Annotated in this window: 20 protein-coding genes; 6 read left to right on the top strand and 14 right to left on the bottom strand. The window is 63.4% G+C overall.

Annotated features, from left to right (window positions below; translation table 11 throughout):
- Positions 1 to 14: 14 nt before the first annotated feature.
- The 4 genes from cas6e to cas3 are packed head-to-tail and all read right to left on the bottom strand — an operon-like array spanning position 15 to position 5,275.
- Complete coding sequence (gene cas6e / locus VF673_RS13155) at positions 15 to 659, bottom strand: type I-E CRISPR-associated protein Cas6/Cse3/CasE (RefSeq protein WP_440292293.1); 645 nt, start codon at positions 657 to 659, stop codon at positions 15 to 17.
- A complete protein-coding gene (gene casB, locus VF673_RS13150) occupies positions 656 to 1,195 on the bottom strand; it encodes a type I-E CRISPR-associated protein Cse2/CasB (RefSeq protein ID WP_440292292.1) in 540 nt (179 codons plus the stop codon). The genes cas6e and casB overlap by 4 nt, the downstream gene beginning before the upstream one ends.
- The gene (casA, locus tag VF673_RS13145) at positions 1,195 to 2,694 is read right to left on the bottom strand and encodes a type I-E CRISPR-associated protein Cse1/CasA (protein ID WP_440292291.1); all 1,500 of its coding nucleotides are present in this window, start codon (positions 2,692 to 2,694) and stop codon (positions 1,195 to 1,197) included. Before casA ends, casB begins: the two co-directional genes overlap by 1 nt.
- Positions 2,695 to 2,704: 10 nt before the next feature.
- Positions 2,705 to 5,275 carry a CRISPR-associated helicase Cas3' gene (cas3, locus tag VF673_RS13140; protein WP_440292290.1) on the bottom strand — a complete coding sequence of 857 codons (2,571 nt, stop codon included), beginning with the start codon at positions 5,273 to 5,275 and terminating at the stop codon, positions 2,705 to 2,707.
- A 204-nt stretch (positions 5,276 to 5,479) separates the two neighbouring features.
- Between cas3 and VF673_RS13135 the strand changes: the two genes are divergently transcribed.
- Genes VF673_RS13135 through VF673_RS13120 form a run of 4 tightly spaced genes read left to right on the top strand, consistent with a single transcriptional unit; the run spans position 5,480 to position 8,550 of the window.
- Positions 5,480 to 6,028, top strand: coding sequence for a DUF2796 domain-containing protein (locus VF673_RS13135; protein ID WP_440292289.1), 549 nt, complete (start codon positions 5,480 to 5,482; stop codon positions 6,026 to 6,028).
- Positions 6,029 to 6,045: 17 nt separating this feature from the next.
- Positions 6,046 to 6,759: an ATP-binding cassette domain-containing protein gene (locus VF673_RS13130; protein WP_440292288.1), complete on the top strand. Its 714-nt coding sequence runs from the start codon at positions 6,046 to 6,048 to the stop codon at positions 6,757 to 6,759.
- Positions 6,759 to 8,021, top strand: coding sequence for an ABC transporter permease (locus VF673_RS13125; protein WP_440292287.1), 1,263 nt, complete (start codon positions 6,759 to 6,761; stop codon positions 8,019 to 8,021). The genes VF673_RS13130 and VF673_RS13125 overlap by 1 nt, the downstream gene beginning before the upstream one ends.
- A gap of 10 nt (positions 8,022 to 8,031) precedes the next feature.
- Complete coding sequence (locus VF673_RS13120) at positions 8,032 to 8,550, top strand: DUF3299 domain-containing protein (RefSeq protein ID WP_090540671.1); 519 nt, start codon at positions 8,032 to 8,034, stop codon at positions 8,548 to 8,550.
- Here the strand turns inward: VF673_RS13120 and VF673_RS13115 are convergent, their stop codons facing one another.
- The 6 genes from VF673_RS13115 to VF673_RS13090 are packed head-to-tail and all read right to left on the bottom strand — an operon-like array spanning position 8,551 to position 13,393.
- Positions 8,551 to 9,657, bottom strand: a complete 1,107-nt coding sequence (locus tag VF673_RS13115) for a hypothetical protein (RefSeq protein WP_090540673.1) — start codon at positions 9,655 to 9,657, stop codon at positions 8,551 to 8,553.
- Between the two features lie 2 nt (positions 9,658 to 9,659).
- Complete coding sequence (locus tag VF673_RS13110) at positions 9,660 to 10,349, bottom strand: energy transducer TonB (RefSeq protein WP_090540675.1); 690 nt, start codon at positions 10,347 to 10,349, stop codon at positions 9,660 to 9,662.
- Complete coding sequence (locus VF673_RS13105; RefSeq protein ID WP_090540677.1) at positions 10,349 to 10,762, bottom strand: ExbD/TolR family protein; 414 nt, start codon at positions 10,760 to 10,762, stop codon at positions 10,349 to 10,351. Before VF673_RS13105 ends, VF673_RS13110 begins: the two co-directional genes overlap by 1 nt.
- Before the next feature lie 12 nt (positions 10,763 to 10,774).
- On the bottom strand, positions 10,775 to 11,290 hold the full coding sequence (locus VF673_RS13100) for a MotA/TolQ/ExbB proton channel family protein (RefSeq protein WP_235818657.1): 516 nt from the start codon (positions 11,288 to 11,290) through the stop codon (positions 10,775 to 10,777).
- Positions 11,283 to 12,629, bottom strand: coding sequence for a MotA/TolQ/ExbB proton channel family protein (locus VF673_RS13095; protein ID WP_440292286.1), 1,347 nt, complete (start codon positions 12,627 to 12,629; stop codon positions 11,283 to 11,285). Before VF673_RS13095 ends, VF673_RS13100 begins: the two co-directional genes overlap by 8 nt.
- Positions 12,626 to 13,393 carry a DUF3450 domain-containing protein gene (locus VF673_RS13090; RefSeq protein WP_440292285.1) on the bottom strand — a complete coding sequence of 256 codons (768 nt, stop codon included), beginning with the start codon at positions 13,391 to 13,393 and terminating at the stop codon, positions 12,626 to 12,628. The genes VF673_RS13095 and VF673_RS13090 overlap by 4 nt, the downstream gene beginning before the upstream one ends.
- Positions 13,394 to 13,583: 190 nt before the next feature.
- On the opposite strand from VF673_RS13090, the gene VF673_RS13085 reads away from it, so the two are divergent.
- On the top strand, positions 13,584 to 14,255 hold the full coding sequence (locus tag VF673_RS13085) for an OmpW/AlkL family protein (RefSeq protein ID WP_440292284.1): 672 nt from the start codon (positions 13,584 to 13,586) through the stop codon (positions 14,253 to 14,255).
- A 65-nt stretch (positions 14,256 to 14,320) separates the two neighbouring features.
- Here VF673_RS13085 and VF673_RS13080 read toward each other — a convergent pair whose 3' ends face one another.
- From VF673_RS13080 to VF673_RS13065, 4 genes are all read right to left on the bottom strand, one after another.
- Positions 14,321 to 15,196 (bottom strand): sugar nucleotide-binding protein, encoded by an 876-nt coding sequence (locus tag VF673_RS13080; RefSeq protein ID WP_440292317.1) that lies wholly within the window; start codon positions 15,194 to 15,196, stop codon positions 14,321 to 14,323.
- Between the two features lie 85 nt (positions 15,197 to 15,281).
- Positions 15,282 to 15,959, bottom strand: a complete 678-nt coding sequence (locus VF673_RS13075; RefSeq protein WP_440292283.1) for a histidine phosphatase family protein — start codon at positions 15,957 to 15,959, stop codon at positions 15,282 to 15,284.
- Between the two features lie 80 nt (positions 15,960 to 16,039).
- On the bottom strand, positions 16,040 to 16,537 hold the full coding sequence (ssb, locus tag VF673_RS13070) for a single-stranded DNA-binding protein (protein WP_440292282.1): 498 nt from the start codon (positions 16,535 to 16,537) through the stop codon (positions 16,040 to 16,042).
- A gap of 29 nt (positions 16,538 to 16,566) precedes the next feature.
- A complete protein-coding gene (locus VF673_RS13065; RefSeq protein ID WP_320330295.1) occupies positions 16,567 to 17,937 on the bottom strand; it encodes an MFS transporter in 1,371 nt (456 codons plus the stop codon).
- A 199-nt stretch (positions 17,938 to 18,136) separates the two neighbouring features.
- Between VF673_RS13065 and uvrA the strand changes: the two genes are divergently transcribed.
- The gene (gene uvrA / locus VF673_RS13060) at positions 18,137 to 20,968 is read left to right on the top strand and encodes an excinuclease ABC subunit UvrA (RefSeq protein WP_273125706.1); all 2,832 of its coding nucleotides are present in this window, start codon (positions 18,137 to 18,139) and stop codon (positions 20,966 to 20,968) included.
- Positions 20,969 to 21,095: the final 127 nt, after the last annotated feature.

The following is a 21,095-nucleotide window of genomic DNA, read 5'->3' as shown; positions in this document are numbered from 1 at the left end:
GGTGAAGTTCCTTTTCAGGCAAAGGGGCTGTCGATAACGGGGACGATTTGCAGCAAGCCACACCCATAGGCCCGGGCACGCCCGATACCCTGAGAAAAGCTCGCCTTGAACTGCGTTGGGTCACTGACGTGCAGCAGCCCGTGAATATGTGCCTGGCCAATAGTGACCAACTGCTGATGCTTGTCTTTGAATTGCAACACTTCTACGCGATCCACCTGCAACGTCGACTGGTCCAGGGTAAAGCCCCAGCTGTTGGCGGAACGCTCTATAAACCACTCGCGGATGGATTCGCGCCCACGTACGGCAATGAGCTTGCGCGAGACGCTGTCACGGCGAGTTGGGTTGACGATGACTTTGAATCGATAATCTGAATGTTCCAGAAAGCCTGGAGGCAAGGGCTTGCAGCGCACTTCGCCGTATTGGTTTTCCACCCTGCTCGCGGGCTGTCGATCAGCCAACATCAGAATCTTCCGCCCTCGATGATCTCCGCCTTGGTCGGCGTACAGAATACCGCTGGCCTGACTTTGTTTTTTCTCAGCTTCGGATCGTACATCCGGGTATAAGCTGTAGATCACCCGGTGAAGGGAATACGGGTCGGTAATTCGCAGCGCCTTTACCGCGCGGCGATCAAGATGCAACACGCTGGCGATCAGACTCATGTCTCGCCTCCCGCTATCGGCTCTGCTGGTTGTCCATAGAATTCCTGGGCCCACTGTGCCTTGATCGACTGGGCGTGGAATGGAAAGTTGCGTAATTGGCGGAGCAGCCGGACAAAGTCCAGAGGTTGCCCGACCTTGCTGTCTATCAGGGTCAAGATCGGGCGCAGTACCCGGCATACCTCCCCCAACTCGTCACAGGCCAGCAAGCGGCGCAGCCGGGCCTTGGCCTGGCTGCTCTCTCGCCCCTCTTCATAGCAACTGGCGATGGCGCGACCGAGTGCCAGTTTGCCATTGGCTTCTGCTTTTGACTTCGCTATGGCGGCTGCCACAGTGACGAAGGGAAGGCGTTGATAGTCGCGCTCCAGATCAATTCCCAGAGAGCCCAGCACATCCCAACTCTGGTATTCCGTGGCCGGGTTGTCGGCGCGTCGCAAACGCGCAGCCAGCCCCTTGTTTTCCGCGCAGCGTTGCAGAATCGCTTCAACAAAGCGCTCGTCCCGACTGAGTGTGGTTGTTCCCCGCCCCTCTGTGCTCATCATCCTGCCTCCTGCTTCAGATAATTGCTGTTGTTCGGGCGACACTTGGCCCAGGCGTCCAGTTGCCGCGCTGTCTCTCTCGGGCACACCTGATCGAAGGCCTGATGCACATAGCCAGAGAAGCGCCGGCGCAGTTGCTGACGTTTTCGGAGTGCTTGTTCGCCACTGTCGCAACTGTCCACCAGCGACTGGAAGTCGCGCTCACATAGTTGCCAGAAAAGCTGGGTGGATTGGGCCGCGAGCTTGCTGCCATCAACCGTCTGCTCTTTGAAAAAGGCAAGCACGCGGCCATAGAGGTTTCTGGCGAGGGTGTCCAGCGCATCCATTTCGACTTTCAGTTGCGAAAACCAGCTCTGTCCAAGAAGCTCGGCGTGCAGCCAAATAGATGATTCGACAAAATCATCGCTGCCCGACACATACTGTTCCCCTGCATTACTACTCACTCGTAAACCACCGGACCAGATTCCAAAGATCTCAACCACATCTCTGGCTCGATCCAGCCCGCTGCGCACCTGCCAGCTCTGAAATCCCTGAGTGCCAGCCTGATCCATAAAACTCAGCAGCGCTGTCAGCTCCCGCCAAGGCCGTTTTCCCGGGTCAACCCACAAGGCCTTGGGATCCTTACCCGCATAGTTGACCGCCATGCTCGGATCGACCATGCCATCCTTGTATCCGGAGTGGGCTATCCCCTCGGAGTAATGCAACCCATTTTCCGTGAGCAGGCAAAAGCGACACATCGGTATCCGCCGCCCCATCATGGAGTCCCGCAACCGACGGGCGTTGGGACAATCTTCACCTGACGGCATGAGCTCCCAAGGCGCGACTCCCAGCCCAGCTGGATAAATTCCCATCTGACGGATTTGCATATGGGTGAACAGGTTCAGCCAGATACTCTGCTGCAGGTACTCACCCTCCATAAAGCTGTGCAGAAATCCCATATGCCCTACCGATGGGCCGGGTTTTCCAGTAGAGGGCTTGCCTTTATCGTTGCGCTTACCGGTGTATCCGGGGGACAGCACCACACTGTTGTCCGTTTTCTTACCTGATAATGCGAATGCCATGAGCGATAGCAGTAGCAATGCTTGCTGGGCCTCACTCAGCCCTCGCTCTACCTGAGTCTGACTGAGCACCGTGGTATTACCTGTTGCTACTTCCGGCAATACAGCCCCAAAAGACTGGACCCTGGCCTCGCGGATCGCTGGCATCTGCAGAAACGGCTTTTCACCGTACAGATAAAAACGCTCGTGCCACTTATCCAAGTACGATAAACAACGATCAGCCAGCCCCCGCGCTCCCATGGACCGCCAGTCGGCCTCTGTTTCCGGCGTGGCAGCAGCCTGAGCAATGGCCAGCAGGAGTTTGAGCAAAGCGATCTTCTGTATCGGGTTCCCACCGAGACTGCGGTAGTGTGAGTTGCTGAAGATATCGCGCAGGCTTGCCAGTCCATGATCAGCCACTGGAATCCAGGGCTCATCCACCAGATTGAAGCGGTTTTCCATATTTACAGTCCTAGTCCTTGATGACCCTGTATCCCAGGTCGCTCCTGTATTCGAGTGTCTGCTCGCCCAGGGGTGCCTGTTCCACCCCCTGAAGACGGCCGGTTTCATCGACCAACGCCACCCGCAGCACAGCTTCATCCTGGGCAGGATTACCAAGATAAAAACAATGCTGAAAGCCGAACTTCTCCAACATCGCCTGTGGCAGAACCTGCGGCGCATGTTGTGGATGCACTGTCACTATCTGACGCATGAGAGTTGCACTGAGTGAACGCCACTGCCATCGGTCTAGGCCTGTGCGTTGCACTGGCAACTCCAACTGGCTGCCGTCCAGCAACGTCAGAGTCGTGATTCGACCGTCCCGACTCCGCCCAATACGTTTGAGCAGCAGCACTTCGTGACTGTCCGTCTCACTGTATCGGGTTTGCGCCTTGCTTTCCGGCAGGGTATTACCGGCTTCAGCCAAGGTAACCCGGGCCAGTTGCCGCAAGCCATTGCGCCCCTTGCGCCGTGACGTACCCTGCTCCAGATCCCGCAACCAGCGGCTCATCGGCTCGACCTCATCTCGGGAAGCATAGGTAGCTTCGATCAGTGGCCGTATATCATCGGGCAGGCGCAGCCCAGCCAGCCCATTCCAGACCTCCAGACTGCGGCACAGTACGTAAGGACTGTAGACGTGTGCACTGCTGCCAAACGCCGACATGGGCTGTTGAATGGCAGTGTCCAATTCTGGCGCCAATACCCAGCACTCTCTGCTTGCGCCTTCGGCTCTGGGAGTACCTGCATGCCGCCAAAGCCGCCCCATTCGTTGCAACAGCATGTCACTGGGAGCAAAACGGCTGACCATGAAGTCCGCATCAATATCCAGCGACTGTTCAAGCACTTGAGTTCCCACCAGGATCCGGCCCTGCCGACCACGCAGCTCCCATCCCGGCTTGCCAAACTGGTTTACCCAGTGATCCTCAATGGCCTGCCGATCATCGACGGTAAAGCGTGAATGCAGTAGGCCACAGGCCACTCCCAGCTCAGAGGCCCGTGCGGCCAGATCCAGATAGCGCTGCTGCGCCTCGGCTACTGTGTTTTCAATCCAGAGCACTTGCTGACCCTGTTCGGCGCGGGCCAGAGCCTCCTCGATGGCGACAAGATCATTCTCGATCAGTTTCAGATCGACGGGGTCACTGCTACCCGCAGGCAACGCCACCTCTGTTACCGGCCAGCCATTCCGGCAGGCAGTAATCAACGGATATCCAGCTTCCTTCAGATCATCCTTGACCAGTTCACGGCGTCGCTCCTGATTCAGCGTTGCGCTGAGGATGATGACCGTACAGTGCAATGACCGAAGCAGTTCAACCAGAGCGTCCAGCAGAGTGCCGGTGTAAGCATCGTAGGTATGCACCTCATCCAGAATGACCACTTTTCCGGCCAGACCAAAGGCACGTACGAAGCCGTGCTTGACGTTCATTGCTGCCATCAACGCCTGGTCGATGGTGCCTACGGCAAAAGGCGCCAGCAGACCACGTTTGGACTGATTGAACCAGGAGCCGCCCGGCCTGCCCTCCTCCCCCATATCAGTGACCTGCCAGGCGTTGGAGTGCAGCAAAAGGGACCTGTGGGCGCAGTCTTCGCTCAGTATCTGCTCAAGAAACGAGTTGAAGCGCTCGAAGATCTTGTTGGAGGTGAGCTGCGTCGGCAGTGCGAAATAGATACCACTAGCCTGGCCAGCGGATAACATGTGGTAAGCGGCAAAGAGCGCCGCTTCGGTTTTTCCAAGCCCCATAGGGGCTTCCAGAACATACACACCCGGGCCTTGCACCTGACTGATCAGTGCAGCCTGCGCCTCCCGGGGAGGCCAGCCGAAGACATCTACAAACTCAAGGTCCTTGCGATAACTCGGCGGCACAAACCCTGCGTCATCCAGGGCTTTAGAAATACTTTGCTGCCAAGGAATATCTGGGTCTTCAAAGTTCTGCCCTGAGCCAATCCAGTCTGCTACCGAAGTAAGCCCGGCGACCACCCGCGCCTGAGCCAGGCCCCGTACCTGCGGCCAGTCGCCTTGCAAGGCCTGCTTGAGAGAGTCAACCAATCGGATGCGTTCAGCCTGCCAGGCTACACCTCCGAATTGCTCATCATCAGCTCGAAATCCGCCCAGAGAAGGAGAAAAGCCATGATGCTGACCAAGAATTTCGGGGACAAACTCGGGAGCGGCCAGCGCTCTGGCGGTCAACTGGCTGACCCCGGCATGCCCACCCCAGGTACTTTCCAGCTGCGGGTTGACGGGGAGAGGCTGAAGTGTGCACAACGCAGGGTCACAGGCTCGACGCAACTTTTCCACGAAGGTCGGGCTGATCTTGCCTATGTCGTGCGCTGCGGCAGCAAAGTGTGCCCCATCGGGAAACAGACTATCTCGAAAACCTGCGGGCTGACGCCGCACCAGCTCCCGGGCCACTTCACCCACTATCTGACAATGATTGAAGACCGAGCGGCCCAGTCGCGTCCTCCCATCCGGCTGGAGAAATGTCTTGGCCGGAAAAAACACAGGGAGGGGTGGCGGATCCACCCTGCTGACCTTCCCCCGTTTCAGCATTCACGTTCCCTCGTCTCATAGTCCAATGATGAAAGCCAGTATGCGACTCTGTCATAAACCTCAGAAAGTAGCATCAGGCGATCCTAGCCCATCCCTGCGACGATCCATGTCGCAGCGACACATTTGCTCGATCCAAGATGGATAACACACCGAACCCAAAACTGTTATAAGATAACATTTTTAGCCTGTTTACCGAGGTAACCCATGCTCCATCCTGCCTTGACCGGCGCCGCACTGCTGGCTTTGATCAGCCAGCCCCTGCAGGCCCACGTCCATCATCACCACAATGCCCCCGCCCACCAGCATGGTGTCGGGCAGCTGCATCTGGTGATCGAGCAGGACCAGCTGCATCTCGAGCTGCAGGTTCCGGCGGCCGATCTGCTGGGCTTCGAGCACGCTCCCCGCACCGCGGAGCAGCACGCGGCTCTCGCTGCCCTGCAAGAAACCCTGCAGCAACCCGAACGGCTGTTCCGCCTGCCTGCGCCCGCCCGTTGCGAGCTGCAGGCAAGCGAGCTGCACAGCAGCCAGTTTGCCTCTGCCGACAGCACCACCGCACATGAGCAGCATGAGGAACATGCGGATATCAGTGCCCGCTACCAATTCCGCTGCGCGGCAATGTCCCGGCTGCAACAACTGGAAATACTTGTGTTCGACCTGTTTCCCGATAGCCAGCGACTGGTGTTGCAGGCGATCACCCCCAAAGGCCAGACTGGCGCCGAGCTGACCGCAAAACGCAATCTGGTCGATCTGTGAATCACCCGAGGAAGTCCATGTCCTTACCCGTGATCCAGCTGGAAAACCTGGTGTTCGCCTGGCCCGGCCAGTCACCGCTGCTGGATATCGAACACTTCACCCTGGCTGCCGGCGAACGGGTCTTTCTCAAGGGCCCCTCCGGCAGCGGCAAGACCACCCTGCTCGGCCTGCTGGGTGGCGTGCAGTTGCCCGCGAGCGGGCGCATCCAGCTGCTGGGTCAGGATCTGGCGAGCCTGTCCGGCTCCCGCCGGGATCGCTTCCGGGCCGACCACAGCGGCTACATCTTCCAGATGTTCAACCTGCTGCCCTACCTCTCGGTGCTGGAGAACATCAGCCTGCCGTGTCGCTTCTCGGCAATGCGCCGCCGGCGCGCCATCCAGCGCCACGGCGGCGTCGAGGCCGCCGCCCGGCACCTGCTCACGCACCTGGGGCTGGATCGGCCGGAACTGCTGCGCCGCGCGGTAACCGAGCTGTCCATAGGTCAGCAGCAGCGGGTGGCCGCCGCCCGGGCGCTGATCGGCAGCCCGGAGCTGGTGATCGCCGACGAGCCGACCTCGGCACTGGACGCCGACGCCCGGGAAGCCTTCCTGAATCTGCTGTTTGTGGAGTGCCAGGCGGCGGGCAGCAGCCTGCTGTTCGTCAGCCATGACGGTGCGCTGGAGCGTCTGTTCGACCGCAGCCTGTCGCTGAGTGAACTCAATCGCGTCACCCCCGACGGAGGACTGGACTGATGTATCTGTTGCGTCTGGCCCTGCGCAGCCTGCTCAACCGCCGCTTCTCGGCCCTGTTGACGGTGCTGGCCATCGCCCTGAGCGTCACCCTGCTGCTGGGTGTGGAGAAGATCCGCACCGAAGCCCGCGCCAGCTTTGCCGGCACCATATCCGGCACCGACCTGATTGTCGGGCCGCGCACCGGCTCGGTGCAGCTGCTGCTGTATTCGGTATTTCGCATCGGCCACCCCAGCGCCAACATGCGCTGGGACAGTTTCCAGCGGATCGCCGACCATCCCCGGGTGGCCTGGGCGCTGCCCATCTCCCTGGGGGACTCGCACCGTGGCTACAAGGTCATGGGCACCAGCGCCGACTACTTCCTGCATTACCGCCACGGGCGCGACCGTGCACTGGCTTTCGCCGAAGGCAAGGCCTTTGGCGATCTCTATGATGCGGTGCTGGGTGCCGATGTCGCCCGTGAGCAGGGCTATGTGCTGGGCAGCGAACTGGTGCTGGCCCATGGCACCGGCTCGGTGAGTTTCGTCGAGCACGCAGACAAGCCCTTCCGCGTCAGCGGCATTCTCGAGAAGACCGGTACCCCGGTGGACCGCACCATCCATGTCAGCCTGCAGGGGCTGGAAGCGCTGCACGTCGACTGGCGTCAGGGCATGCCGGCCCGGGGAGCAGCCCGGATCAGCGCCGAACAGGCCCGCGACATGGCGCTGACCCCGTCGAGCATCACCGCCGCACTGCTTGGACTGGACAGCCGGGTGGCAACCTTCGCCGTGCAGCGTGATATCAACCGCTTCCCCGATGAGCCGCTGATGGCGGTGCTGCCGGGGGTTGCCCTGCAAGAGCTGTGGAGCCTGCTCGGCGTGGCGGAAAAGGCCCTGTTCATCGTCTCCGTGTTCGTCGTCCTGACCGGTCTGGTGGGCATGCTCACCGCCATTCTCTCCAGCCTCAACGAACGGCGCCGGGAGATGGCCATACTGCGCTCGGTCGGCGCACGCCCACGGCATATCTTCAGCCTGCTGCTGCTCGAGGCCTTCGGCCTGGCGCTGGCCGGAGCCCTGCTCGGGGTCGGCCTGATGTACCTGACACTGTGGCTGGCCCAGCCACTGATACTCTCGCACTACGGGCTGTTCATCCCGATCACCGCGCCCGGGCCCTGGGAATGGTCTCTGCTGGGCGGCATACTGCTGGCGGCAGTGCTGATGGGCAGCGTGCCGGCCTGGCGCGCCTATCGGCAATCCCTGATCGACGGCCTGTCGATCCGCACCTGAAGGAGACAGCATGAAACCGGCGTTATACCTGATCGCGGGGATACTGCTGCTGAGCGGCAGCGCGCTGGCCGGTATGCCCATGGAAATCGGCTGGGCCGAACTTCTTCCTCCGGAGCTGCGAGACCGGCCATTGATGCCCGAACCGGTTCACGACCTGAGTGCGCTGGGCGAGTTCGACGAGGAGCTGCTGGGTGACCCGGCGGTCCAGCTCGAGCCGGCGGCGCCGGTAGTGGCGGAACTCGATGGCCGCCACATCCGCCTGCCCGGTTACATAGTGCCGCTGGGCATCACCGAGGCCATGGAGGTCGAGGAGTTCCTGCTGGTGCCCTGGTTCGGCGCCTGCATCCATGTGCCGCCGCCGCCCTCTAACCAGATAGTGCACGTACGCAGCACCAGCGGCATCCCGCTGGATGCGCTGTACCAGCCGTTCTGGATTTCCGGGGAGGTGCGGGTGGAGCAGGTGGAAAGCGAGATGGCCACCGCCGGCTACCGGATCAGCGCAGCCAGCGTGGAGCCCTATCTGTACTGATCAGCTGTTGTCCAGCGCAGACTGGGCATAGCCTTCCCATTGGCGGATCAGCTGTCGCTGCTGCGCGCTGGCGCCGGACTGGGCCCGCTTGAGGGTACCCAGCAACTCTTGCCACTGCCCGTCCTCCAGCTGGAAGCCGGCCACACGCAGCCAGTGGTCGGCCCGGTTGCTGCCGTTGGCCAACGCCGCCCAGGCTTCCCGGGCCCGCTGGCGGTCCCGGGCCAGGGTCCAGAGTTGCGCCAGACGCTCCTGATGGGCGGCATCCCGGGGCAGTAGCTGCTGTGCCATCAGCTCCTCCAGCAGACGTGCAGCCTGCCAGGGCGCCCCGGCATTGACCTGCAGCGCCACCAGGTTGTCCAGATCCCGAGCCCCCAGCCCGACTCCGGCCTCATGGGCCAGACGCAGGGTAGCCGCAGCGGCCCGCTGCTCCCCCGCCTGACTCTGCAGGGCGGCCAGTTGCCGCCAGTGTTCGGCCCGGGCCGGGTCGCGCTTGAGCAGCACCTTCTGCCACTGGGCAGCGCGGCCATGGTCGCCCTGCTCGTAACTCATGCCCACCAGCAGCTGATACCAGACGTCATCGGCGGCGGCATTGGCGCGCACCACCTCCTCGGCCAGCGGGATGGCCCGACGATACTCCCGCAGCCGGCTGTAGCACTGCACCAGCAACTGGGTCTGCTCCAGGTTCAGGCCAGCCTGCCGGCGCTCCTGCTCGAGCAGCCGGGCGGCCTCGGCAAACTCCTCCCGGGAGGCCAGCAGCTGGGCCAGATTGAGCCTGTCCTGGCGCGCCGCCTCCGGCTCCAGTCGATCATGGGCCAGGGCCTTGCGCAGCCAGCCGATGGCTGCCTCGTACTGCCCGGCACTGATGGCCACATAGCCCAGACGCTGCTGAATCAGCGCCAGCTCCAGGCTCCCGGCCGGGGCCTGTTCCAGCGCGGAGTCGAGCAGGCGGCGGGCCTGGGCCAGATCACCCTTCTGCTGTGCCTGCTGGGCGCTGTTCAGCGCAGTGAAGACCACCGGACTGATCGCCTGCTGAGCCATACCCAGTGCCGGTGCCAGCAGCAGAGCGAGCCCCAGCAGGACGTTGCGACAATGTCGGACAGCGGCCATGGCTACCTTCCCTCCAGACGGAAATACAGGGTCTTGGTGGCTTCACGGGCCACCGGCTGACCGTTCTCCCGACGCGGGGCAAACCGCCAGCGGGCAGCGGCGCGGCGCGCCTCGCGCTCGAACACTCCGCGGGGCTCGGCGTGGGTAACCCGCAGGTTCTCCACCCGGCCATCGGCGGTGATGGTGAAGGCCAGGGTGACCTCACCCTCGATGCCTGCGGCCAGCGCCCGCTGGGGATAGTTCGGCGGAATATCCACCAGCGGCGTTACCTCCTCGGCGGTGGAGGGCTCTGCCGCCGGTGCCGCTGCGGCTTCAGGCGGCGCGGCGGGCGCCACCACCGCAGGCGCCTCGGCGGCGGTCAGCCCACTGAGCGAGGGCGTTACCGCAATGTTGATACCCGGTGTCGGCAGGTTGGGCACCGCGATATTCAGCTGCATGCTGCTGTCGACCCGGGGCTGCTGCACGGACGGCGGCTGCGGCACCTCGGGCGGTTGCGGGCGCTCCGGCGCCTCGCGTGGCTGCCGCTGGCGGGCATCGCTCTGGGTATCGGAGACGCTGCGCACGAAACTGATCCGCGCCAGCTCGCTGGTCGGTTCGCGGTTGTCCCGCGGCGGCATGACCAGCGCGATCATCAGGGCGAACAGCGCCAGCGCCACCAGCAGTCCACCGGCAAAGCTGACCAGCAGCCGCATCAGATGTCTCCCGCGGTGGCTGCCAGGGCCACGTCGGTAACCCCGGCCATGCGCACCTGATCCATGACCCGGATCACCACGCCGCTGCGGGCGTCCTGATCGGCCTGCACCACCACGCTGCTGTCGGGCTGGTCCACCCGCAGCCGCTCCACCGCCGCGCGCACGCCGCGGATATCCACCTGCTGGCGATCGATCCAGATCTCGCCGTTGGGGTCCACCGCAATCAGGATGTTGCCCTTGGGCTGCTGCTCGGCACTGTCCGCGCTCGGGGTGTTGACCTCGATGCCGGTGGTCTTGATGAAAGTGCTGGTGACGATGAAGAAGATCAGCATGATGAACACCACGTCGAGCATGGGTGTCAGGTCGATGCCGGCCTCTTCGTCGCTGGCCGCGGAATGTCTGCGCATGCGCATGTCGAGAGTTTCCTATTCGTGACGCAGGCGGTCGGATAACCGCTGCATGGCAAGCCGAGACTGGGCATCGAGGCGGGCCAGACAAAACAGACCGCTGATGGCGATCACCATCCCGGCCATGGTCGGTACCGTGGCCCGTGACACCCCGCCGGCCATGGCCCGGGGGTTGCCGGTGCCGCTGACCGACAGCACATCGAATACCTGGATCATGCCGCTGACCGTACCCAGCAGGCCGAGCAGCGGACACAGGGCGATCAGCACCCGGATCAACGGCATGAAGCGCTCCAGGCGCTGTCGGGCGACTGACAGCCAGGCCTGGCGGACGTAGCGCGAAGCGACGCTGCTGCGATCGCTGCGGCGCAGCCAGTGACGCTCCAGCCCCGCTGCACGCTGGGGGAAGATCCGCCACAGATACCACAGGCGCTCGACCATCAGCGTCCAGAGCACTATGGTGAACCCGAGAATGGTCCACAGCACCCAGCCGCCGCTGTCGAGGAAGTCCCGCAGCAACCAGAAGGCTTCACTCACCACGTTTGGCTCCGGGGTCCAGATGCAGGGCGATGAGCCCGGCGCTCTGCTGTTCCAGCACCTGGGTCAGGGCCTTGCTGCGCGCGGCCAGGGTGGCATGCAGGAACAGCAGCGGAATGGCCACTACCAGACCCTGGACCGTGGTCACCAGGGCCTGGGAAATGCCACCGGCCATCAGCTTCGGATCACTGGTACCGAACAGGGTGATAGCCTGGAAGGTGACGATCATGCCGGTGACGGTACCCAGCAGGCCGAGCAGCGGGGCAACGGCGGCGAACAGCTTGATCAGCGAGTTGCCGCGATCCAGCACCGGGGTTTCCCGTAGGATGGCCTCGTCCAGCTTCAGCTCCAGGGTCTCCAGATCCTCCAGCCTGGGCTGATCGCCGATCACACCGAGAATGCGGCCCAGCGGGTTGTCGTCACGCAGGTTGCCCAGGTCGTTGGCCTGCTGATCGATCTGCCGGGAGACACGGAACAGCCAGGCCAGCTTGGCCAGCGCCAGCAGCACGCCCAGGGCGCCGAGGGCCAGAATCACGTAGCCGACCAGGCCGCCCTGGTGCACGCGGTCCATGAAGGACGGGGTCTGCTGCATCTGCGCCAGCACGGTGCCCCGGGTCGGGTCCACCAGCAGATCCGCCAGCTCGCTGCGCGGCGCGGCAAAATCCCTGATCAGATCCCGCGAGCCCGGCTGCCGGTTGAGCACCTGCAGCACCTCCACCTCGCTGCGGTAACCCAGGTACTGGTCATCGGCGATGGCCACGAAGGGGCCGACCAGCAGTACCGGCATCTGCTGTTGCTGGCCGTCGCGGGCGACCACGGGCGCATTGATCCTGCTGATCTTGCCGCTGGCGGTCATGTCTTCCTGCAGCATGAACCAGAACTGCTCCAGGCTCTCCACGGTGGGAATGCGGGTAGATGAGGCCAGCCGATCGAGCTGCGCCAGGCGATCGGGAAACTGGATGTTGAACAGGGAATCCTGCCACTGACTGCGAGTGTCGGAGGCCATCTGGCGGACCACGCCGAACAGCTCGCCGAGGTAACCGCTGCGCTGCTTCATCTGCGCCTCGGTGTCGGCCAGGGCCTGTTCCAGACGGTCAAATTCGGCCTTGAGCCGGTCGGCCTCGGCCTTGATCGGCGCCAGCTCCTGCTCGGCCTGTTGCATCAGCTGCTGCTGGCGGTCGCGCTCACGCAGGAACTCGGCTTCGCGCTCGCGCATGGCGGCCTGCTCGCTGCTGCGCAGCTGGCGGATATCCTGCAGCAGCTGGTCCAGAGAGGCGGGTTGGGCCAGGGCAATGGGGCTGGCCAGTACCAGGGTCAGGGCAATCCAGAAATGTCTCATTGTGCAGCTCCCTGTTCACTGGCCGGGGGTAAGGGCAGACGCAGCAGCGCCGGGGTCTGCTGCTGGCGGGCAATATTGAGGCCCTGCTGCAGGGTGCGATTGTAACTGGCGGGCAATGGCTGCCATTGGCGGGAGGCATTGTCCCAGTAGCCCTGGGTGTGGCCGTCCAGGGTCTGGTAGAACAGCATCAGCCGGCCCAGCCGCAAGAACTCGACCACGCGCTCGCTGCCGTCAACCTCCAGGCTGCCGCGCCAGGCTTCCAGGGTACGACCGTAATCACTCTCGATCTGATACGCCTCCAGTACCCGGCGGTATTTTTCCGCCACTGTGACTTCCGGGCGGATCATCAGGGCCTTGAGCTGCTCCAGGCGGTCGGTGCGCTCATCCAGCAGGAAGGGCACGTCCAGCTCGATGAACTGCTCGAGCGAGCTGAGCATGCGCTGCAACAGTGGCATGACCTCGGCCTGGGTTTCCTCGATGGTCGCCAGCTGCGCCTGCAGCTCCGCCAGCTCCCGGCGCTGGGATTCGACCATGCCGGCCAGCTGCTTGTTGTAGTCGGCCAGCTGGTCCTTTTGCTGGATGGCGTTGCGATAGCGGTTCAGCGCATCCCGTGTTGCATCGTCCAGCTGATCGATACGCTGTTGCGAGCGTTGCGCCTCCGTCATCAGCGCCTCACCCTCGGCCAGCGCCTGCTCCCCCGCACTCTGCGCCAGGGCCAGTCCCGGTAACAGCCCCGCCATCAGGATTATCCGAACCAATCTCATCCGCTATCTCCAGCTCCGGCGGAATAAGGCACCCCGCCACAAAAGAGAACCATTATCATCTGCATCCCATCACAATTCAACCGCGACATTCCGTCGCAAGCCCTTCCGGCCGAACAATTGCTTCAGATCAATATTTGCTCCGACCCGGCTTCGTAAAGTGGCTCCATCAAAACTTCAGGAGCCAACACCTATGTCACGCACTGTATCCAGACTCTCCGCCGGCCTGCTGCTTGTTCCCGCTCTGCTGGCGGCTTCCATCGCCCAGGCCCACCAGGCCGGTGACATCATTGTCCGCGCCGGCGCGGTCACTGTTGATCCGCGTGAGGACAGTGGCGCAGTAGAACTGGCTGGCGCAGCGCTGCCCGGTACCGGCGCCACTCTGGACAGCGACACCCAGCTGGGTCTGAACTTTGCCTACATGCTGACCGACAAGGTCGGTGTCGAGCTGCTGGCTGCCACCCCGTTCAGCCACGACGTCGGCGTGACCGGTGTCATCGACAAGCTGGGCAGCATCAAGCACCTGCCGCCGACTGTCAGCCTGGTGTACTACCCGCTGGATAACGGCTCTGCCTTCCAGCCCTACGTGGGTGCCGGTGTGAACTTCACCTGGTTCTTCGATGAAGAGCTGAGCAGCGCCGCCAAGGGTGCCGGCTTTGACGGCTTCAGCCTGGAAAACTCCTGGGGTCTGGCAGCACAGGTCGGCGCTGACTACATGCTCAACGACAACTGGATGATCAACGCCCAGGTTCGTTATATCGATATCGAAACCACCGGCAAGACCAGCCTGGGCGGCGCCCCGGTCAAGGTCGACGTCGACGTCGATCCCTGGGTGTACATGGTGGGTCTGGGCTACAAGTTCTGATCCCCTGCCCTGCAATGACAACGGCCGCTTCTGCGGCCGTTGTCGTTTGTGGGTTCCGGGTTGCCTCAGCGTCCGAGCTGCTCCAGCAATTCGGGCATCTGCGCGCGCCAGCTGCGCTGCTTGATGCCGAACACCATCATCAGCTGGCGCGCCAGCAGCGCGGCATTGCGCGGCCGACCACCCAGGGCTGACAGGGTTTCGAAGGGCGCCGGTTCGATGGCGACGTCGGCCTGCAGCTGGCCGCTGCCGATCAGCTCCTGCATCACATACTGGACAAAGCCGATCCAGGTGGTCGCTTCACTGCTGCCATAGTGATAGGTACCCCACAACGGGGCCGCGCAGTCGATCTGCTTGAGCACCGACAGAATCACCCGTGCGGCGTCGGCGACCGGCGTGGGGTTGCCCCGCCACTCCTCGGCCAGGGTGATCAGCCTGGTAGACTTGAGCTGATCGACCAGCTGACCCAGGGGGCCGTCCGGGCAGGCATCAAGCAGCCAGCTGAAACGCAGTATCACATGCTGGGGGCAGCGATCACGCAGCAGCCGCTCCAGATCCAGCTGCAACTGCCCGAGGGCGCCGGCGGGGGACTCCTCATCCTTTTCGGTATAGGCCGACGACTTGCGCCCGTCGAACACCCGGGCGCTGGAAAGCATCATCAAGGGTGTCTGCCTGGCTGCACAGCCCTCGATCAGCCGTTCTTCGAAGGCCCGCTGCGCCTCCAGAGTCTGCGCGTCCTGCAGGCCCAGCTGGAACTGCTCGCGATAGAACGCCAGGTTGAGTATCAGGTCGGGCTTGGCGCCATTGAGCAACTGGTCGGCCATGTCCGGCTGCCAGCCCTGCTCCGGACGCTCCACCGCCTCCAGCCGGATGAACTCGGCCGCCGCCTGAGACAGCAATGCCTGCCCCATCGAGTTCTCCGCCCCCAGCACCAAAACCCGCATTCGCATTCAGATAGACCCGCCCATGCCATTGAGATAGTGCATTGTGCAATGTCCAGCGCGATCCGTCACCCGGGTTTCTGCGGTCTCAGGTATAGGTGATCAGGGACTGGCGATCCGGCCGATCCAGATGGGGGACATTGTTGAAGCTGCTCAGGCGCATGGCTCGGCTGTTGAAGCGGCAATGGGTGATGGCCGTGTTGCGGGTCTGCAGGTTGAGTTCGACCATCACCGACTCCGGTGCCTGCAGCAGCTGGCGCACCACCATGGCAATGGCGCCGCCGGAACTGACCACCAGCAGACGCTGCCCGACATGGTTCTGCATGACGGTGTCACAGAAGGTTTTCAGACGTTGTTCGAAGCTGGCCCAGGTCTCGGGCAGATCACCCTGCAGCTCGCCGGTCGACCACAGCAATATGCCCTTCTTCAGACGACGGAAGAAGTCGGCTGCCACCGGCTTCTCCGGCAGGGCATGTTCGGGGAACTGGGTGGTATAGGCGCGCAGCACCGAGTGGAAATCGAACTCGTTGAGCTCCGGGTACACCTGGAACTGCTGTTCCGCCAGGCCCATGCCGACGCAGATGCCTTCGGCCGTCTCCCGATGACGCACCATGTCCCCGGTGATGATGTGATCGAACCGGGTGTCGCGCTCGGCAAAGTATTCACCCAGCAGGCGCGCCTGCTCATGCCCCAGCTCGGACAGCTGGTCGTAATTGCTTGAGCCGAAGGACGCCTGACCATGGCGCACAAAATAGATTTCCGACATGCCTGCTCCACAGATTCTGGGCGAAAAAAAGCCCGGGGACCGCATGGTGCGATATCCCGGGCCTGGCAGACAGCGCTATTTCAGAACGGAATGTCATCATCAAAGCTGTCGTAATCCGGCACCTGCTGCGGCTGCTGGGCCGGTGCCGGCTGCTGGGCGTACTGCTGCTGTTGCTGCGGCGCGGCCGGGCGCGATTGCTGCGGGCGCTGGCCCATGTTGTCGCCGCCACCCTGGCCACGGCTGTCGAGCAGCTGCATCTGGCCATTGATGTCGACCACCACTTCGGTGGTGTAACGCTTGACGCCGTCCTTCTCCCACTCGCGGGTCTGCAGTCGGCCCTCGACGTAGAGCTTGGAGCCCTTGCGCACGTATTCACCGACGATCTCCGCCAGGCGACCGAAGAACACCACGCGGTGCCACTCGGTACGTTCCTGCTGCTGACCGGTCTGCTTGTCCTTCCAGCTGTCGCTGGTTGCCAGCGTCACGTTGGCGACGGCGTTGCCGTTGGGCATGTAGCGCACTTCCGGGTCGCCGCCCACGTTACCGATCAGGATTACCTTGTTTACGCCTCTGGCCATGCTCACTCTCCTCGGGTGTCTGGTATATGTCAGACCGGATGCAGTACCCGGTCCAGTTGCTCGCGATCCAGCACCTGTGTATCGACTTTTATATAAGCGGCTGCTTCCTCAGCCACGATGATTGCCTCAGCCACTCCCGGTACATCCAGTACTCTGCGAAGCAATGCTTCATCCCTGACCAGTGTAGGGTCCACTGCCAGACGATAGCTCGTCACGTACGGAGGCTCGTCCATGGTAGCACCAATCGCCAGCCAGGAAATGGCCAGCAGCGCACAACAGACGAACACCCCGCCGAGACCGAAACTGCCGTAGACGGCGCCGCCCAGCACGCCGCCCAGGGCGGCACCGGCAAACTGGCTGGTGGAATAGATGCCCATCGCCGTGCCCTTGCTGCCGGCCGGAGCGATCTTGCTCAGCATCGACGGCAGGGTGGCCTCCAGTACGTTGAAGGCGGTGAAGAACAGCACCACCGCCACCACCAGTGCCGCCAGCGAGTTCATGCTCAGCCACATGAGCAGCTGGGTCAGCGCCAGCAGCAGGATGGCGCCCAGCACCACCCGCTTCATCCGCCGGCGCCGCTCGGCGTAGATGATCAGCGGTACCATGCCAATGAAGGACAGCAGCAGGCCGGCAAGATAGACCCACCAGTGCTGCTCCCGCGGCAGGCCGGCGTGCTCCTGCAGGGCCAGCGGCAGGGCCACGAAACAGGCCATCAGCAGCGCATGGAGTACCGCGATGCCGTAATTCAGGCGCAGCAGATCCGCATTGCGCAGGGCAGGCAGAAAAGCGCCTCTGGCTACTCCGGCGTCGCGATGATGCTGCGCCTGCTGCGGGCTGGGTACCACCAGCGCCACCAGCGCGATGCCCACCAGCGCCAGCAGGGAGGTGCTGTAGAACACCCCGGCCAGGCCGGCGGCACCGGCGATCAGCGGGCCGACCACCATGGCCACGGCAAACGACAGACCGATGCTCATGCCGATCATCGCCATGGCCTTGGTACGATGCTGGTCGCGGGTCAGGTCGGCGACCAGGGCCATGATGGCAGCGGCAATGGCACCGGCGCCCTGCAGAATGCGCCCGGCCAGCACACCCAGCATGCTGTCGGCCTGCCCCGCCACCAGCCCGCCGAGGGCGAACAGGATCAGGCCACCTATGATCACCGGCTTGCGCCCAATGCGATCGGACAGCATGCCGAAGGGTATCTGCAGAAAGGCCTGGGTCAGGCCGTAGGCACCGATGGCCATGCCGATCAGTAACGGGGTGGCGCCTGCGAGGTCCTGACCGTAGGTGGCCAGCACCGGCAGCACCATGAACAGCCCGAGCATGCGGAAGGCGAACACGCTGGCCAGCGAGGCGGCGGCGCGGCGCTCCTCGGATGACATGCTATCGGGCTGGTACATGGAAACTCCGGGTAGTGACAAAGGGCGGCATTTTAGCACGGCTGCTCGGGCAACACCGAACCCGTGCGCCCGTGCCGCAGGCCCGCCCGCGGCCGCATGTCTGGCAGCGGTTCGCTGGCTGTTTTTTGTCCGTTTTTTTGCGGGGATTGGCGCCGAACACGTATACTATCGGGCTTTGCTGTCTACCGGGTGGTGTACCTTGGATACAATCTCGATTCGTGGGGCGCGTACCCACAACCTGAAGAACATTGATCTGGAACTGCCCCGCGACAAGCTCATCGTGATCACCGGGTTGTCGGGCTCCGGCAAGTCCTCGCTGGCCTTCGATACCCTGTACGCCGAGGGGCAGCGCCGCTACGTGGAGTCCCTCTCGGCCTACGCGCGGCAGTTCCTGTCGATGATGGAAAAACCCGATGTGGATCACATCGAGGGCCTGTCACCGGCCATCTCCATCGAGCAGAAGTCCACCTCGCACAACCCCCGCTCCACCGTCGGCACCATCACCGAGATCTACGATTACCTGCGCCTGCTGTTTGCCCGCGCCGGGGAGCCGCGCTGCCCGGATCATGACCTGCCCCTGGCGGCACAGACCGTCAGCCAGATGGTCGACCAGGTGCTGGCGCTGCCCGAGGGCAGCAAGCTGATGCTGCTGGCACCGGTGATGCGCGAGCGCAAGGGCGAGCACCTGGCACTGCTCGACGAGCTGCGCGCCCAGGGCTTTGTCCGTGCCCGCATCGACGGCCGCATCCACGAGCTGGACGAAGCGCCGGCGCTGGAAAAGAACCGCAAGCACACCATCGAGGTGGTGGTAGACCGCTTCAAGGTCCGCGAGGACCTGCAGCTGCGTCTGGCCGAGTCCTTCGAGACCGCCCTGCACCTGGCCGATGGCATCGCCATCATCGCTCCCATGGACGGCGAGGAACTGGAGGAAATCACCTTCAGCTCCCGCTTTGCCTGCCCCCAGTGCGGCCACTCGATCAGCGAGCTGGAGCCGCGGCTGTTCTCCTTCAACAACCCGGCCGGCGCCTGCAGCGGCTGCGATGGTCTGGGCGTCAAGCAGTTCTTCGATGCCCGCCGCCTGGTCAATGGTGAACTGACCCTGGCCGAAGGGGCCATCCGCGGCTGGGATCGGCGCAACGTCTACTACTTCCAGATGCTCAGCTCGCTGGCCGAGCACTACGGCATCGATCTGGATCAGCCCTTCGACGACATCAGCGAAAAGCACCGCAAGCTGATTCTGCAGGGTACCGGCAGCGAGAAGGTGCCCTTCCGCTACCTGAACGACCGGGGCGATATCGTCAAGCGCGAACACCCCTTCGAGGGCATAGTGCCCAACCTGGAGCGCCGCTACCGGGAGACCGAGTCCCAGAGCGTGCGCGAGGAGCTGGCCAAGTACCTCAGCACCCAGCCCTGCCCGGACTGCAGCGGCACCCGCCTGCGCCGCGAGGCGCGGCACGTGTTCATCGACGACCGCAACCTGCCGGGCCTGACCACCCTGCCGGTCGGCGCGGCGGCCGAATACTTTGCCCAGCTGACCCTGCCCGGCAGCCGCGGCGAGATCGCCGAGAAGATTCTCAAGGAAATCCGCGCCCGCCTGCAGTTCCTGGTCAATGTCGGCCTCGATTACCTGGCGCTGGATCGCAGCGCCGATACCCTGTCCGGCGGCGAGGCCCAGCGCATCCGCCTGGCCAGCCAGATCGGCGCCGGTCTGGTCGGGGTCATGTATATCCTCGACGAGCCCTCCATCGGCCTGCACCAGCGCGACAACGAGCGTCTGCTCAGCACCCTGATCCACCTGCGGGATCTGGGCAACACCGTGATCGTGGTCGAGCATGACGAGGACGCCATCCGCCTGGCCGATTATGTGGTGGACATAGGCCCCGGTGCCGGCGTCCATGGCGGCCGGATCGTCTCCCACGGCACCCCCGAGCAGGTCATGGCCGACCCGAACTCGCTGACCGGCCAGTACCTGTCCGGGGCGAAGAAGATCCCGGTACCGGGCAAGCGCATCCCGCCGAGCAAGGACAAGTGGCTGCGACTCAAGGGCGCCTGCGGCAACAACCTGAAGAAGGTTGATCTGGAGATTCCGGTGGGCCTGTTCACCTGTGTCACCGGGGTCTCCGGCTCGGGCAAATCGACCCTGATCAACAATACCCTGTTCCCGATCACCGCCACCGCGCTGAACGGTGCGACCACCCTGGATGCCGCGCCCTACGACAGCTTCGATGGCCTGCAGCACCTGGACAAGGTGGTGGACATCGACCAGAGCCCGATCGGCCGCACCCCGCGCTCCAACCCGGCTACCTACACCGGTCTGTTCACCCCGATCCGCGACCTGTTCGCCGGCACTCAGGAGGCCCGCTCCCGGGGCTACAAGGCCGGGCGTTTCTCCTTCAACGTCAAGGGTGGGCGCTGCGAGGCCTGTCAGGGCGACGGTCTGATCAAGGTGGAAATGCACTTTCTGCCGGATATCTACGTGCCCTGCGACGTGTGCAAGAGCAAGCGCTACAACCGCGAGACGCTGGAAATCAAGTACAAGGGCAAGAACATCCACGAAGTGCTGGAGATGACCATCGAGGAGGCGCGGGAGTTCTTCGATGCGGTACCGGCGCTGGCGCGCAAGCTGCAGACGCTGATCGACGTGGGCCTGTCCTATGTGCGTCTGGGCCAGTCCGCCACCACCCTGTCCGGCGGCGAAGCCCAGCGGGTGAAGCTGGCGCGGGAGCTGTCCAAGCGCGATACCGGCAAGACCCTGTACATCCTCGACGAGCCGACCACCGGCCTGCACTTTGCCGACATCCAGCAGCTGCTGGACGTGCTGCACCGCCTGCGCGACCACGGCAACACCCTGGTGGTGATCGAGCACAATCTGGATGTCATCAAGACTGCGGACTGGATTGTTGATATCGGCCCTGAAGGGGGCTCCGGCGGGGGCCAGATCATCGCCACCGGCACCCCGGAACAGGTGGCCGAGGCGCCCCAGTCACATACCGGCAAGTTCCTCGGCCCATTGCTGGAGCGGGATAGATAGTCCGGGGCGGCAACCCCACTTGCCGGGATGGAACCCGGCACGCCATTGAGTGCACTACCCTCCCTGGGAACGTCAAGCACCAGCTTGATGAGCGGACTGACTGGCAGCTGCGCAGCATCCTGCAGCG

Origin of the sequence: Halopseudomonas sp. Lyrl_26, assembly GCF_051948695.1 — a bacterium.
Lineage (GTDB): Bacteria > Pseudomonadota > Gammaproteobacteria > Pseudomonadales > Pseudomonadaceae > Halopseudomonas > Halopseudomonas formosensis.
The sequence above is the reverse complement of the archived record's forward strand: the minus strand, read 5'-3'. Positions and strand labels throughout refer to the sequence as shown.

Excerpts from the sequence above, each read along its gene's own strand:
- VF673_RS13130 (WP_440292288.1), top strand. The coding sequence starts at position 6,046 with ATGTCCTTACCCGTGATCCAGCTGGAAAACCTGGTGTTCGCCTGGCCC.
- VF673_RS13090 (WP_440292285.1), bottom strand. The coding sequence starts at position 13,393 with ATGAGATTGGTTCGGATAATCCTGATGGCGGGGCTGTTACCGGGACTG.
- VF673_RS13120 (WP_090540671.1), top strand. The coding sequence starts at position 8,032 with ATGAAACCGGCGTTATACCTGATCGCGGGGATACTGCTGCTGAGCGGC.
- VF673_RS13065 (WP_320330295.1), bottom strand. The coding sequence starts at position 17,937 with ATGTACCAGCCCGATAGCATGTCATCCGAGGAGCGCCGCGCCGCCGCC.
- VF673_RS13075 (WP_440292283.1), bottom strand. The coding sequence starts at position 15,959 with ATGTCGGAAATCTATTTTGTGCGCCATGGTCAGGCGTCCTTCGGCTCA.
- VF673_RS13095 (WP_440292286.1), bottom strand. The coding sequence starts at position 12,629 with ATGAGACATTTCTGGATTGCCCTGACCCTGGTACTGGCCAGCCCCATT.
- VF673_RS13105 (WP_090540677.1), bottom strand. The coding sequence starts at position 10,762 with ATGCGCATGCGCAGACATTCCGCGGCCAGCGACGAAGAGGCCGGCATC.
- VF673_RS13085 (WP_440292284.1), top strand. The coding sequence starts at position 13,584 with ATGTCACGCACTGTATCCAGACTCTCCGCCGGCCTGCTGCTTGTTCCC.
- VF673_RS13125 (WP_440292287.1), top strand. The coding sequence starts at position 6,759 with ATGTATCTGTTGCGTCTGGCCCTGCGCAGCCTGCTCAACCGCCGCTTC.
- VF673_RS13080 (WP_440292317.1), bottom strand. The coding sequence starts at position 15,196 with ATGCGGGTTTTGGTGCTGGGGGCGGAGAACTCGATGGGGCAGGCATTG.
- ssb (WP_440292282.1), bottom strand. The coding sequence starts at position 16,537 with ATGGCCAGAGGCGTAAACAAGGTAATCCTGATCGGTAACGTGGGCGGC.
- VF673_RS13135 (WP_440292289.1), top strand. The coding sequence starts at position 5,480 with ATGCTCCATCCTGCCTTGACCGGCGCCGCACTGCTGGCTTTGATCAGC.
- VF673_RS13110 (WP_090540675.1), bottom strand. The coding sequence starts at position 10,349 with ATGCGGCTGCTGGTCAGCTTTGCCGGTGGACTGCTGGTGGCGCTGGCG.
- VF673_RS13115 (WP_090540673.1), bottom strand. The coding sequence starts at position 9,657 with ATGGCCGCTGTCCGACATTGTCGCAACGTCCTGCTGGGGCTCGCTCTG.
- cas3 (WP_440292290.1), bottom strand. The coding sequence starts at position 5,275 with ATGCTGAAACGGGGGAAGGTCAGCAGGGTGGATCCGCCACCCCTCCCT.
- casA (WP_440292291.1), bottom strand. The coding sequence starts at position 2,694 with ATGGAAAACCGCTTCAATCTGGTGGATGAGCCCTGGATTCCAGTGGCT.
- cas6e (WP_440292293.1), bottom strand. The coding sequence starts at position 659 with ATGAGTCTGATCGCCAGCGTGTTGCATCTTGATCGCCGCGCGGTAAAG.
- casB (WP_440292292.1), bottom strand. The coding sequence starts at position 1,195 with ATGAGCACAGAGGGGCGGGGAACAACCACACTCAGTCGGGACGAGCGC.